The 13,682-nt window shown below is 54.0% G+C and carries 14 protein-coding genes; 11 read left to right on the forward strand and 3 right to left on the reverse strand.

Annotated features, from left to right (window positions below; all coding sequences use genetic code 11):
• Positions 1–29: 29 nt before the first annotated feature.
• Positions 30–656, reverse strand: coding sequence for a LysE/ArgO family amino acid transporter (locus ACT3TF_RS07165; RefSeq protein ID WP_444671881.1), 627 nt, complete (start codon positions 654–656; stop codon positions 30–32).
• A gap of 97 nt (positions 657–753) precedes the next feature.
• On the opposite strand from ACT3TF_RS07165, the gene ACT3TF_RS07170 reads away from it, so the two are divergent.
• Positions 754–1,641 carry a LysR family transcriptional regulator ArgP gene (locus ACT3TF_RS07170; protein WP_444671882.1) on the forward strand — a complete coding sequence of 296 codons (888 nt, stop codon included), beginning with the start codon at positions 754–756 and terminating at the stop codon, positions 1,639–1,641.
• A gap of 71 nt (positions 1,642–1,712) precedes the next feature.
• On the opposite strand, the gene ACT3TF_RS07175 is transcribed toward ACT3TF_RS07170, so the two are convergent.
• A complete protein-coding gene (locus ACT3TF_RS07175) occupies positions 1,713–2,471 on the reverse strand; it encodes a FadR/GntR family transcriptional regulator (RefSeq protein WP_441686687.1) in 759 nt (252 codons plus the stop codon).
• A gap of 216 nt (positions 2,472–2,687) precedes the next feature.
• Here ACT3TF_RS07175 and ACT3TF_RS07180 point away from each other — a divergent pair, with 216 nt between their 5' ends.
• The 6 genes from ACT3TF_RS07180 to ACT3TF_RS07205 all read left to right on the forward strand — a co-directional run bounded on the left by ACT3TF_RS07180 (position 2,688) and on the right by ACT3TF_RS07205 (position 8,585).
• Positions 2,688–3,683 carry an asparaginase gene (locus tag ACT3TF_RS07180; RefSeq protein WP_441686688.1) on the forward strand — a complete coding sequence of 332 codons (996 nt, stop codon included), beginning with the start codon at positions 2,688–2,690 and terminating at the stop codon, positions 3,681–3,683.
• A 78-nt stretch (positions 3,684–3,761) separates the two neighbouring features.
• Positions 3,762–4,763, forward strand: coding sequence for a DctP family TRAP transporter solute-binding subunit (locus ACT3TF_RS07185; protein ID WP_441686689.1), 1,002 nt, complete (start codon positions 3,762–3,764; stop codon positions 4,761–4,763).
• Between the two features lie 61 nt (positions 4,764–4,824).
• Positions 4,825–5,346: a TRAP transporter small permease gene (locus ACT3TF_RS07190; RefSeq protein WP_096277530.1), complete on the forward strand. Its 522-nt coding sequence runs from the start codon at positions 4,825–4,827 to the stop codon at positions 5,344–5,346.
• A gap of 16 nt (positions 5,347–5,362) precedes the next feature.
• The gene (locus tag ACT3TF_RS07195) at positions 5,363–6,637 is read left to right on the forward strand and encodes a TRAP transporter large permease (RefSeq protein WP_444671883.1); all 1,275 of its coding nucleotides are present in this window, start codon (positions 5,363–5,365) and stop codon (positions 6,635–6,637) included.
• Positions 6,638–6,677: 40 nt separating this feature from the next.
• Positions 6,678–7,145, forward strand: coding sequence for a RidA family protein (locus ACT3TF_RS07200; RefSeq protein ID WP_444671884.1), 468 nt, complete (start codon positions 6,678–6,680; stop codon positions 7,143–7,145).
• A 24-nt stretch (positions 7,146–7,169) separates the two neighbouring features.
• The gene (locus ACT3TF_RS07205; RefSeq protein WP_444671885.1) at positions 7,170–8,585 is read left to right on the forward strand and encodes an amidase; all 1,416 of its coding nucleotides are present in this window, start codon (positions 7,170–7,172) and stop codon (positions 8,583–8,585) included.
• A gap of 12 nt (positions 8,586–8,597) precedes the next feature.
• On the opposite strand, the gene ACT3TF_RS07210 is transcribed toward ACT3TF_RS07205, so the two are convergent.
• Positions 8,598–9,632 (reverse strand): LacI family DNA-binding transcriptional regulator, encoded by a 1,035-nt coding sequence (locus ACT3TF_RS07210; RefSeq protein WP_444671886.1) that lies wholly within the window; start codon positions 9,630–9,632, stop codon positions 8,598–8,600.
• Between the two features lie 133 nt (positions 9,633–9,765).
• Between ACT3TF_RS07210 and ltnD the strand changes: the two genes are divergently transcribed.
• The 4 genes from ltnD (at position 9,766) to ACT3TF_RS07230 (ending at position 13,658) form a co-directional block, all read left to right on the forward strand.
• On the forward strand, positions 9,766–10,698 hold the full coding sequence (gene ltnD / locus ACT3TF_RS07215; RefSeq protein WP_444671887.1) for an L-threonate dehydrogenase: 933 nt from the start codon (positions 9,766–9,768) through the stop codon (positions 10,696–10,698).
• Positions 10,699–10,747: 49 nt separating this feature from the next.
• A complete protein-coding gene (gene otnI, locus ACT3TF_RS07220) occupies positions 10,748–11,545 on the forward strand; it encodes a 2-oxo-tetronate isomerase (RefSeq protein WP_444671888.1) in 798 nt (265 codons plus the stop codon).
• 50 nt (positions 11,546–11,595) lie between these two features.
• Positions 11,596–12,558, forward strand: a complete 963-nt coding sequence (gene denD, locus ACT3TF_RS07225) for a D-erythronate dehydrogenase (RefSeq protein ID WP_444671889.1) — start codon at positions 11,596–11,598, stop codon at positions 12,556–12,558.
• Between the two features lie 104 nt (positions 12,559–12,662).
• Positions 12,663–13,658, forward strand: a complete 996-nt coding sequence (locus ACT3TF_RS07230; RefSeq protein ID WP_444671890.1) for a TRAP transporter substrate-binding protein — start codon at positions 12,663–12,665, stop codon at positions 13,656–13,658.
• The last annotated feature ends 24 nt before the right edge of the window (positions 13,659–13,682 follow it).

Raw genomic sequence — 13,682 nt, forward strand, 5'->3', positions numbered from 1 at the left:
GCACAGCGTCGAACTACTCGGCGATAGCCCTAAAGCCCATCGACAAGCAGCTGAAAGGCAATGGTCGCCATCATAATGGCTACGCCAATATCGATCAGTCGCCAAGTTAACGGCCTTGATAGCCAGGGCGCTAGCCAGGAAGCTCCCAGGGCTAGCGCGCTAAACCATAGCGCCGAGCCGCTAGCTGCGCCCAGCGCGTAGGCGCTCGGAACTGGCTGCTGGGCACCTAGCGAGCCAATCAGCACGACCGTGTCGAGATAAACATGCGGATTGAGCAGGGTCACGGCCAGTGTCGCCAGCATCACCGCGTGGAAAGAACGCGCCTGCGTGCCGTTTGCCTCAAGCGTAACGGGGCGCCAAGCGCGGCGCAGTGCTTGGCTTGCGTACCAAAGCAGAAAAGCAATGCCTCCCCAGCGCGCAATGCCGAGCAGTAGCGGGCTTTGCATCAATATGCCTGCCAATCCGAATACGCCCGCGGCTACCAGCACCGCGTCGCAAACCATGCATACCAACGCTACGGCTAAATGATATTCACGGCGTAGGCTTTGTGAGAGCACAAACGCATTCTGAGCACCAATCGCCATAATTAGCCCGATAGCGACCAGCAGGCCGTTGATATAACTTTGCCCCATACCCTGCCACACACCCTGCCACATAGCGGCCTACTTAATGTTGATGAAATTGTTGGTAAGTGTGCTGCCGCTGCGTGTATAAGGAAAACGAATATTACTGATATACCATTAGGAAAATGAATTGCTTGATTACAAATTATTGGCGGCGTTAGCGGCCGTCGTCGAGCAGGGTGGTTTTGAGCGGGGAGCACAAGCGCTGGGGCTGTCGCAGTCGGCTATCTCTCAGCGTATCAAGCTGCTTGAAGCACGTATTGGCCAGCCTGTGCTGATTCGAGCGACGCCGCCCGCGCCGACCGATGTTGGCCGTCGATTGCTCAATCATGTGCAGCAGGTGCGCTTGCTTGAACGCGACCTTCAAGACCAAGTGCCAATGCTCGATGACGCCATGCCGGAGCGTCTACGTCTAGCGATCAATGCTGACAGTTTGGCGACGTGGTGGGCGGCGGCGGTTGGCGATTTTTGCGCCCATCAAAACGTACTGCTGGAGTTGATAGTCGAAGATCAGGAAGTGGGATTAAAGCGCATGCGCGCTGGCGAAGTAGCGGGCTGCGTATGCGCCGCCGAGCGCCCGGTGGCGGGAGCGAATAGCGAAGTGCTGGGCGTTATGCCCTATCTTGCCGTGGCAAGCCCAGCCTTCATCGCGCGGTATTTCGCAGGTGGCGTTAGGGCGCAGGTTTTACCCCAGGCGCCCGCTATCGTATTTGGTGCAGATGACTTACTGCAGCATCGCTATTTAGCAACGTTTGGCGTAACGGGCAGCTTTGCCTATCATCTGTGTCCCTCTTCTGAGGGCTTTGTACGTTTGCTTGAAAGCGGGTTTGGCTGGGGAATGGTGTCTGAGCTGCAAGTGCGCAATGAACTGGCGCAAGGCAAGCTAGTGGAGCTGATCCCAGGACGCTCCATCGACGTGCCGCTTTACTGGCACTACTGGCGTAATGGCGGGCGCCTATTAGCCGGTTTGACGCAGCACCTTCGCCGTACAGCGTTAAAAGCGTTGGTGCCGCTTTAGCTATTTTAGCAAAATGTCGAGAAGGGCTTTATGCGGTCAGTTAAAGTGTTAATGATAATTTATAGTTAATTTTAAGCTGAGGGAGTGCTCAATCCGCTGTCGCCTTCATAGGTAAGGTTGGTTTCCCAGCTGTCGCTACTAACGGCAATCGCCGCATGAATGCCCGCGCTATCGCCTGCTTTGAAAGCTTTATAAATCGCTTTGTGATCTTTTAAAGCGGTTTCAGGTAGCGACCGCATTGAGGTTTCCAGCGCGGCTTCTATCAGTTGCAGTAAGGTCTCCCCGACGCGGATGGTCATGGGGTTATGGGTGCTGTGCAGAATGGCGCGATGGAAGGCGATATCGTGCTGAGACGTTTGTGCCCCTACCCGGATCGCTTCTTCCATGGCGTCGATACTCTGCTGAATGCGCTGATGATCCTGTGCCGTTGCTTCGCCCATTGCTTGAAGGGTATACGCAGGTTCAAACATGTTACGAAATTCCAGCACGTCCCTCGTCATACCGCGCGCTAAAATCATCCCAAAGGCCATAGGATCCACCAGCGGCTTGCCTGGCTCGCGGCGAATCATAGTGCCCTGACCACGTTTGACTTCCACAATGCCGATGGCTTGCAGCATTTTTATGGCTTCGCGCACGCTTGATTTGCCAATGCCCAGGCTGTGGGTCAATTCAGTTTCTGAAGGTAAATAGTCACCCGGCTTTAGGTCGCCGCGTATCAAGGCACTTTTGATGCGCTCGAGTAGTTGCAGCGCGACTGAGCTGCGCTCCATCGAATCTCCAAAAGAAGTCGTGTTCGTGGGGGTAGTCTCGGGCTGGCGTTTAAAACTCATGTGGGCCTCACGTGGCTCATCGGTATTTATTACATGCTAATAAAGCGTAAGCCTAGCGGCTTAATACGCTTGATTGCATATATTTAAAAGAAATATGCATATTTTTTATTGTTTTATGTACGCTGCTTGCATAAAGCTCGTTAGTAGGTCTAGCATGATATCAGACATCTGATGTCTGGTGTCCGAATCGATTAGACATTAAATGCGAGAACCTGCATGACCAAAAAACACATCGTGGTGTTGACGACGGGCGGCACCATAGCCAGTAAGCCTGGCGAATCAGGGCGTAGCCAGTCAGGCGCATTAAACGGTGAGCAATTGCTGGATCGGGTAGTGCTACCGCAGGGGGTCGAAGCCACGGTAGAAGTTATTTCGATCCTGCAAAAACCCAGTAACGCCATCACCCTCGCTGATCTCGCTGAGTTGTATCTTCAAGGGAGAAAAGCGCTGGCACGCCCGGATGTGGACGGGCTGGTGATCACTCATGGTACCGATACCTTAGAAGAAACCGCTTACTTTCTGTCACTCACGCTGCCGGCTGATAAACCTTGTGTCATTACTGGTTCGCAGCGAGCACCTCACCAGCTAGGCACCGACGCGTTTAAAAATATCTGCGATGCCATTGTGGCGGCGACAAGCCCACAGCTGCGTCAGCATGGCTGTGTGGTGGTTTTTAACGAGTCGTTATTCACTGCACGCTATGCCCGAAAAATGAGCAGCTTCCAACTGCACGGTTTTAATGCGCCCGGCGCCGGGCCGTTGGGATATATCGATGGGCAGCGCGTAAAGCTTTATCACGCAGCCGCGGCGGTGGCGAACCCGATCGAAGGATGGGACTTTCCGCTACCAAGAGTTGATCTACTGCCAGCCTATTTGGATGCCTCACCAGACGTATTGAAAGTCTGTGTCGAGAGTGGAGCAAAGGCGATAGTAATTGATGGCTTAGGGCGTGGCCATGTGCCGCCTAGCTGGATGAACGCAATAAGGGAACTGGTTAGCGCGGGTGTGCCCGTAGCGGTTGTGAGCAGTTGTGCTCAAGGGCCGGTGAACACCAGCTATGAATTTAGCGGTAGCCTCGACGACTTATTGTCGGCCGGAGTGATAGCGCTCAACGATATCAGTGCACGTAAGGCAAGACTCGCGCTTGCCTTACTGCTGAGTAGTACCCCGCGCGCAGCGTTGGGTAATGCGATGGAACGCATGATGGCATGAGTGGACTCTTAATCTTGCTCAAATGCAGTAACAAAACACTAAAAAAATAACCCACCATAATTAAATAAGGTGCTGGACATGAAACTAATACTAAAGAAAGTCACCCTATCCGCTGCTATCGCAATTGCCTCTTTTAGTGCAGCTCAACTTCAGGCGGCCGATTACACCTTTAGTTTTGCTCATGTATTAATTGAAGGGACACCTAACGGCCAAGCGGCACTGCAATTTAAAGAAGAGGTGGAGGAAAAATCTGACGGGCGTATTCAAATCAACGTATTACCTGCCGCTCAAGTGGGCGGCGATGTGGAAATTATCGAGCAGATTCAAATGGGGCTCGTGGATATTGGTATTCCACCAACGGCTACGCTAGGCAACTTTGAACCGCGCATGCAAATTTTGGATTTACCGTTCTTAATTGCAGATTACGACACCATGGTTACAACTCTTGATGGTGAGGTAGGCCGAGCAATTCTCGATACTTTGAGTGGCCATAATATGATTGGCATCAACTTCTGGGGAGCAGGTTTTCGTCATATTACTAACAATGATCGCCCTATTGAAGCGCCCGAAGATATGGCAAATATTCGCATGCGCACCATGCAAGCGCCCATCATCATCTCCACGTATCAAAACCTGGGTGCGAATGCGACCGCAATGGCTTTTACCGAGGTTTATAACGGCTTACAGCAAGGGGTAGTGTCGGGCCAGGAAAACCCACTGGCTAATATCTACACCATGCGATTCCACGAAGTTCAGGATTACCTTTCGCTGACCAGTCATGCTTATCACGCCTATGCTGCGGTGATGAACCAGGATTCCTGGGACTCACTGCCGGAAGACCTGCAGGCGGTCATGCTGGAAGCCTTTGATAATGGCCGAGATACGTCCCGTGAGCTAACGCTGCGGGATGAAGAAACCATTATGGAAGAAATCAAAGACGAAATCGCGATTAATGCACTCACCCCAGAACAGCGCGAAGCTTTTATTAAAGCCAGTATGCCGGTGCACGCAGAATATGAAGACATCGTCACCACTGAGTTGCTGCACAAAGTATATGACGCTGTTGGTATCGAGTACTGATCCTAGGATCTCCTAAAACCTAGCTCCTTTCCTTTTACCCAATTAAGGGTGCGGATGTCTCATGTTCGAAGCGCTCAATAAATGTCTTGATCGCTTGGAAAGTGTGGCGATGGTCGTTTTCATGTCGATTGCGACCATCCTCACTACCATCCAAGTCGTCTATCGCTACGGCTTTAGCGGTTCGCTGTTTTGGGCTGAAGAAGTCGTTATTTACTCCATTATCTGTATGAGTTTCGTAGGAGCCAGTATGGGCGTGCGTCATGGCACGCATATTTCGGTGGATGTGATTAATGCAATTGCTTCGCCCGCCGTTAATAGATGGCTGCATATGATCGCGGCGATCATTGGCATCATATTCGCAGGCTTTATGACCTATTACGGCTTCGTTCTCTATTTCAGTACGCTAGACCGTGGACAGCTAACAGCGGCACTTCGCCTGCCGATGGCATGGTTTTATCTGCCTATTGGCGTATCCGGTGTTTTGCTGACTCTTCGCTATCTATGGGTCATTAATGAAGTTTGGAAAAAGCCTCCGGTAGGTCTCTCCGAAGAGCTTGTGGCCGGCTCGGATAAGCTCATTTAATCCCAGGAGAGCGACTATGATTACTGCATTATTACCCATCTTTTTTGCCGTGCTACTGCTTGGGTTACCTATCTTTGCTTCTTTAGCATTAGCGGTGTTTTTAGCGATCGAGTTTTTTGGCACCACCAACCCGGTCATTGTGCCGATGCGCATGTTTACCGGTATGAATAACTTCTCGCTCATGGCGATTCCGTTTTTTATTCTGGCGGCAGAGCTAATGCGCATTGGTGGACTTTCAGATCGGTTAATCAATTTAGCCAAAGCGTTAGTCGGATGGGTGCCCGGCGGTTTAGCAGCGGCTACCGTGCTTTCATGCTTATTCTTCGGTGCCATTTCCGGCTCAAGCCCCGCCACGGTGGTGGCGATTGGCTCGATTATGTTTCCGGCGCTGGTAGCGGCTGGCTACGATAAACGCTTCGCGATTGGTTTGATTGCCACCGCCGGTACGTTAGGGCCGATTGTGCCGCCGAGTATTGCGCTGATTATCTATGGCTCTGTAACCGGAACTTCGGTTGGGCGTCTGTTCGCGGCAGGTTTACTACCGGCCATTGTCATTGCCTCTATCCTGATTGCCTACTGCATTGTGTTTAGCAGCATCAAAGGCTATGAGCGCTCCTCATTTCCGACACTGCGTCAAATTTTGGCGGCTTTGAAAGACGCCGCTTGGGGGCTGGGTCTGCCGGTGATATTGCTGGGTGGTATCTACAGCGGAGTTTTTACCCCTACGGAGTCGGCAGCCGTTGCCTGCATATATGGGCTGTTTGTTGGCATGGTGGTGTATCGCACGATCAATGTAATGGAACTGATGGGTACGCTGAGAAGTTCAGGGCTGATTTCCGCCACGCTGCTGCTGATTACTGCGGGTGCCTCCGCTTTTTCTTGGCTGCTTGCCATTACCGGCACACCGAGCCAACTGGCGGGGCAAGTGTTGTCTTGGACAGATGATCCGTTTCAGGTCATGGCGCTCTTTAACATCGTGATGATTATTGCTGGTTTTTTCCTCGATAGCGCTTCAGCGATCATCGTGCTCTCACCGCTACTGCAGCCTATCGCCGCGCAAGTAGGCGTCGATCCGGTTCATTTCGGTATTATCACGTTAATCAATTTCTCGGTGGGTATGATTACACCACCGGTAGGGCTGAACCTGTTTGTCGCCATGGCAATCTCCAAAATGTCACTTCAGGAAGTATTTAAGGCCTGCTTGCCGCTCATTGGTTTGATGCTAATCGCGCTGATCATCATCACTTATATACCCTGGTTAAGTACCTGGCTGCCATCGCTAATTTATTAATTAATAGCGTGAATACGTTAATCAATAAGGACAACGAACAATGAGTAAAACAATTGAACAAGCGGTGGCGGAGCAGGGCCTTACGCTTCCCGTGATTCCAAAACCGCGTGGCATGTTTTTGCCTTGGTCTCAGTTGGGCAGCCAGCTGTTTTTAGCCGGGCAAATTTGTGAGCGTGGGGGTGATGTTCTCTATTCGGGAAAGGTGGGCGCTGAGCTTGACCTTGAAACCGGTAAGCTAGCAGCCCAAACATGTGCTTTAAATCTGTTGGCATCACTTAGCGATGCACTTGAGGGTGACTTCTCTAGAGTGGTGCGCTGCGTACGCATGAATGGCTTCGTCAATGTGGCGCCGGGCTTTCACGATGTACCTCTGGTTATCAACGGTGCCTCGGAGCTATTTGTCGCGCTGTTTGGCGAGGCTGGGCGACACGCCAGAACCGCCATTGGGGTAGCTACTCTACCTGGTAATGCTGCAGTGGAAGTCGAAGCGATTTTTGAAGTACGTTAGACACCGGATGGAGGTACGTGACGTATGCAGGATTCACCGATATTTCTATCTTTGCGTGAGCAGCATGCTCGCTTGCGAGCGGGTACGTTAACCGCCACTACACTTGCCGAGGCATCGATAGCTGCTTATCAACAGCGCGGCAAACATGATCATGCTTACCTCACCTGGAATGGTGAACAAGCGCTAGCGATGGCCAAAGCCTCTGATACTGTACTCGCCCAAGGTGGTGATGTCGGTGCGCTGATGGGGATAGCGGTCTCGATCAAGGATATTTACGCAGTGCCTGGATTGCCCACTTATGCGGGTTCTTCTCAGCGACTGCCGAAACGGTGGGAGTCTGCTGGGCCTGTAGTGAGTGCTTTACTGAAACAGTTACCTTCCGTGATGGGTAAAACCCACTCCGTTGAGTTTGCTTTTGGTGGGCTGGGCACTAATGCTCACTGGGGAACGCCGCGTAATCCTTGGGATATTGGTCAGCATCGAGTGCCTGGCGGTTCGAGCTCCGGAGCGGGTGTTTCGCTGGTGAGTGGCACTGCTAGCCTGGCGCTGGGCACCGACACCGCAGGGTCAGTGCGTATTCCCGCGTCGATGACCGGCGTCGCAGGGTTGAAAACCACTGCCGGGCGCTGGTCGACCCAACAAATTGTGCCACTCTCGACCACGCTGGATACCCCTGGCCTGCTGGCGCGGCGGGTGGATGACCTGGCCTTTGCGTTTGATGCACTGGATGGTCAGTTGGGTGATGGCCCGCGAGGCGGCAACGATAGTCGAATACCGGCGACCCCGGTGCTTGCGGACCTCACCTTTGGCGTGCCGGAAACATTTTTCTGGGATGACTGTAGTCCAGGCATTGCAGAAACCGTTCGCGCGGCTATAAAACAGCTGGAAGGCGCCGGAGCAAGGATAGTGACGTTGGAATTGCCGGGCATCGAAGAAGCATATTCACTCTTCAAACTGGGCGGTGTAGCCGCCGCTGAGTTGGCAGCATTTCTAAAAACCGAACTACCCGAGATGATTGCTTCTCTTGACCCTAATGTGGCTGCCCGTATCGCAGCGGCTGATGATATGCCTGCCTGGGAGTACGTGCGTCGTCGTACGGTGCTGGATTCGCTCTATCAATCCGCCGCCGCTCGCATGGCGGATGTGGATGCCGTGCTTACCCCGACAGTGGCCATTACCCCGCCCACTATTCAGAGCCTGCAGCCGGAAGGCGCTTATTCTAAAGCCAATATGCATGCCCTTCGCAATACAGTGATCGCTAACTTTCTGGGTCTATGTGCGCTAACGCTGCCGGTGGGAAAAGATGCTGCAAGCATGCCCGTTGGCCTGCAAGTGCTAGGCGGCCCATGGCAAGATGCCAAGCTGCTGGCGATTGGCCAGGCAATTGAAAATGAGCTGGGCACGGGGTTGGATATTCTTGGTCATCCTCCAATGCTGTAACTGAGGGCAATGCTAAGTACTGCCACCCGCCTGGAGGGTAAAACCAACGTCATGCTGGCGGTGCTCGACGGCTTTGCCGCTGAGCCGCTGTATTAAGGTGCTGGCGGCTAGGCGGCCTATCTCTTCTCTGGGTGAGAGAATAGTGGTGAGCTGTGGCGTTACGTGTTGACTAAGCGGCAAACCATTGAATCCGGCAATGGCGATATCTTCTGGCACCCTTAGGCCTTGGCGCTGGGCGGCAAGCAACGCGCCAGCGGCCAAATCATCGTTAGCGAAGTGGATGGCTTGGGTCTGCGGGTAATGTGCCAGCACCTGGGCTAGGCCTTCCGCGCCAGCCTGTAGGCTGCCCAGCGTGTTTAGTTCTACCAGAGGTACTGCGAGCCCGTTAGCTTGCAGCACCGATTTATGCCCTTCAAAGCGCATGCCTGCGCGATAATCCTGAGACAGACGAGCACCGACATAAACAATATGGCGATAGCCTTTTTCAATAAGGTGATGAGCCATGCAGCGCCCTGCGGCCACATGGTCGAGCCCAACGTTAAGATCCATCGCTTGACCCAGTTCCATTACTTCCATAATGGGATGGTCCCAGTTGGCGAGCAACGTATGACATGCTTGGCTGTGGCGTAGGCCTGCGGTCACCAGTGCCGAGCATGACCAGCCCAAAAAAGTGCGCACCAGCTGATACTCACGATCCGAGTCGTAGTCGGTATTGCCGAGCAGGATTTGGTAGCCCTGTGCCTCTAACGTTTCTTGAAGCCCCTGAATAACCTCAACAAACACAGTATTTACCAGCGAAGGCACAATGACCGCAACCAGGCGTGAGCGGGAGGAGGCTAAGCTGCCTGCAATTAGGTTTGGGACATAACCTAAACGCTCCACCGCGGCATGAACGCTGTGTCGAGCCCGTTCACTCACTTTATCGGGATGATTCAGCGCTCGTGAGGCGGTAATCGGTGATACGCCTGCCGCCTCTGCCACTTGGCTAAGCGTGACCTGATCGGAGCGGCGGCGCTGTTTAGATCCGCTGGTAGGCTCTTTAGACATTGGTCGCGTATCCCTCATGTTCAGCTTGTCGATACGCAAAGAATAATCTAGAAAGAATGGTAGCGCTATCATTCGCAGCACTGCTATAGCCAGTACAGCGACAGCCAATATAACCGCAGCGAGGTATCGCCAGGTGAGTGAACGTAGCCAACAAGCCCTTCGAATCGGGGTCATAGGCCTAGGCGTTATGGGGATGGGAACCGCTACTGCCTTGCTTCAGCGCGGCCTTAATGTGACAGGCTGTGATATTTCGGCAGCAGCGCGCGAAGCCTTCACGGCAGCAGGGGGCAGTAGCGTTGCAACGCCTGCAGACCTTGCTGACTGCCATATTGTACTGGTGGTTGTCGTCAACGGAGGGCAGGTTGAGCAAGTGTTATTCGGTGAGCAGGGCGTCGTCGGCCATTTGGCACCGGATAGCCTCGTTATGCAGTGTGCAACGGTGGCACCAAGCCAGGCGAAGCAGCTTGGCGAGCGCTTAGCGGCGGAAGGTCTAATGATGCTCGATGCACCCATTAGCGGCGGGGCGGCTAAAGCGAAAAGCGGTGACTTATCAGTGATGGCGTCCGGTTCGCCCGAGGCGTTCACCTACGCTGAGCCTGTGCTCGATGCCATGGCAGCCAAAGTCTATCGCCTTGGCGATGCGCCGGGCGTTGGTTCTAGTATGAAGCTTGTGAATCAACTGCTGGCCGGGGTGCATATTGCCACCGCTGCTGAAGCGATGGCGCTAGGTATTCGTATGGGACTCGACCCAGAGGTGATTTTTGACGTCATTAGCCATTCGGCAGGCAACTCTTGGATGTTTGAAAATCGTGTGCCGCATATTCTGAGTGGCGACTATACGCCGCTGTCAGCGGTGGATATTTTCGTTAAAGATCTCAATATTGTGCATCAAACCGGGCGGGAGCTGGCGCTAACAACGCCGATCGCGGCTAGCGCGCTGCAGCTGTTTACCGCTGCCAGCGGCGCGGGTTTCGGACGTGAAGACGATTCGGCGGTGATAAAAGTTTATCAGCGTTTATCGGGCATCACGTTACCTGAAGCGGCTAACGATGCCTGCGGAGGCTGAGAGCAATGCAGCCCATAAAAACAGCACCGCTATTCAAAAGAGCCCCGCTATGATTCGACTAGCCGCCAACCTCAGCATGCTGTTTAACGAACACGCCTTTATAGACCGCTTTGCGGCCGCCGCAGAGGCAGGTTTTAAGGGCGTGGAGTACCTGTTTCCGTATGCGTTCGCCGCTGAAGAATTACGCCATGTGTTGGCAGAAACGCAGTTGGAGCAAGTGCTGTTCAACCTGCCGCCAGGTGATTGGGACGCGGGTGAAAGAGGCCTGGCGAGCCTGCCGGGGCGCGAAGGTGAGTTTCGTGATTCAGTGATTGAGGCGCTACGTTATGCAGAAGTGCTCAACTGCCCGCGGGTACATGCCATGGCAGGGCTGCTACCGCAGGGCGCCGATGCGGATACCGTAGCTGAGCATCACGCGATCTATATCAGCAATTTGCGCTATGCGACGCGTGAGGCGGCGAAAGTCGGCCGAGACATACTGATTGAGCCCATCAATACTCGCGATATGCCCGGCTTTTTTCTGTCTCGCCAAGCCCAGGCAATGGCGGTCATCGAAGAGGTTGGGGCGCAGAATTTGAAGCTCCAGTTTGACCTCTATCACTGCCAAATTATGGACGGTGATTTGCTACGTCATCTTGAGCGCCAGTTTAGTGCCATCGGCCATATTCAGATTGCAGGTGTGCCAACGCGCCACGAGCCTGACGTAGGGGAAGTGCATTATCCCGCTCTTTTTGAGCGCATGGGCGCCTTAGGCTATAGCGGCTGGGTTGGCTGCGAGTACCATCCGCAGGCAGAAACCCGTGCAGGCTTAGGCTGGGGTAAACAGTGGGGTCTAACGGATCGTTGAGCTAACTTCGGCTGAAGACACAATAACAATTGCCACATAGGATCGACACAATGCACATAGCGATTACCGGTGCGGCTGGCTTTCTCGGCCAGCGTTTAGTCCAGCAATTACTGGCGCGAGGCGAGCTTCGTCAGCAGCCTATCACCCGGCTAACGCTGATTGACCAAGTTGAGGCGCCGCAGCCATCGCAAAGCAATGTCGCGGTGACATCGCTAGCAATCGACATTACTAAGCCCGGTGCGCTGGATAGCGTGCTGGATCAGCGCCCTGACGTTATTTATCACTTGGCCGCGGTGGTGAGCTCCGCTGCCGAGGCAGACTTTGACCTGGGGATGCTGGTCAATTTTGATGCCACGCGAGCGCTGCTAGAAGGTTGCCGTGCTCGTGATCTGAGTAACACCCGCTTGATCATGGCAAGCTCCGTGGCTGCTTATGGCGGTGATTTGCCCGACGTACTTGATGATATGACCGCTTTGCAGCCGCAAACGTCTTACGGTACGCAAAAGGCGATGTGTGAGCTTTTAATTAATGACTACAGCCGTCGTGGGTTTATTGATGGCCTTGTGCTGCGCCTGCCAACGATCGTGATTCGCCCTGGGCGGCCGAATGCAGCGGCCTCAAGCTTTGCCTCAAGTATTCTGCGTGAGCCTTTGAACGGTGAGAAGGCCGTTTGTCCTGTCTCGATAAACCAGCCGCTGTTCGTGATGTCGCCGGATAAGGTGATTGATGCGCTGGTACACGGGGCCGATATTGCTCAAGAGGCGCTCGGTAAATTCCGCGCGTTCATCCTGCCTGGCATCACCACCCATGTCGCTGAGATGCTGGATGCTTTGCAAGAGATCGCCGGGCCAGAAGCGGTAGCGCTTGTGCATCATGAGCAGGACCCTCGCATTGAGCCCTTAGTGGCTAGCTGGCCGGCACGCTTTGAAACGGCTAAGGCTACTCAGCTTGGGTTTGTCGGAGATCGTGATTTTCGGCAGATTGTTGATGCCTATGTGGCCGAGTATCACTGATGTCGCTATTCCTAGCTGCCACGACGCCTAGTTGATGGGCGAGCAATAAGGGGAGCCAAGGCTCCCGTCATCCTAATTAATAAATACAACGAAGGAGCATCACCATGACCACTCGCTTCACTCAACGCACGCTCGTGACAGCCATCGGCACCGCTATCGCTCTGACGGGGCTCACGTTTCAAGCCCAGGCGGCCACTGAAGTCAGCGTGGGCTACGCCATCTCTAGTAATTCTCACTACGGTGCGGGCTCGCGCGCCTTTAAAGAAACTTTAGAGCGCCTCTCTGACGGCGAATTTACCGTGTCGGATCATCCGAGCGGCTCACTCGGCGGAGAGCGCGCCATGATCGAGGGGCTGCAGATTGGTACCGTCGATGTTGTGATCACCTCCACCGGGCCGCTGGGTAACTTTGTTCCGGAGACCTATGTGCTTGATCTGCCGTTCTTGTTCACCAGCTACGAGCAGGCGCGCTGTGTGCTTGATGGCGAGATCGGCCAGGAGCTGTTGGATAAAATGGGCGAGCACGATTTGGTTGGCCTGTCCTGGTCGGAAAACGGTTTCCGTCATATCACCAATAGCCAGCGTGCCATCGCTGCGCCTGAGGACGTTAGCGGCCTGAAGATTCGTACCATGGAGAACCGTATTCACCAGCAGGCGTTTGAAGGATTAGGCGCAAGCCCTACGCCGATGGCCATGCCTGAGCTGTTCACCGCGCTGCAACAGGGTACGGTCGATGGTCAAGAAAACCCAATTGCCGTCATTGTTGCCTCGAACCTTTACGAAGTGCAGGACCAGCTGTCTTTGACGGGGCATGTTTACTCGCCCGCTATTTTGCTGGGCTCTCCCGTGCTGCTCGATGGGCTGAGTGATGAAGAGCGAGAGTGGTTCGATGAGGCCGCCCAAGCAGCCACCGTCGCTACTCGTGCTGAGGTGTCGCGGCTAGAGGAAGAGGGCGTCGCGTTTCTACAAGAACACGGCATGACCGTGACGGACAATATCGATCCAGCGCCTTTCCAAGAGGCTGTGGAGGATGTTTACGCCCGCTTTATTGAACAGTACGGTGATGAAATGTTAGAGCGCATTCGTAACAGCAGCTGCTGAGCCCATCCCGTGGCGCCCGCTGGG

Origin of the sequence: Halomonas sp. AOP25-F1-15 (genome assembly GCF_052378675.1) — a bacterium.
Lineage (GTDB): Bacteria > Pseudomonadota > Gammaproteobacteria > Pseudomonadales > Halomonadaceae > Vreelandella > Vreelandella casei.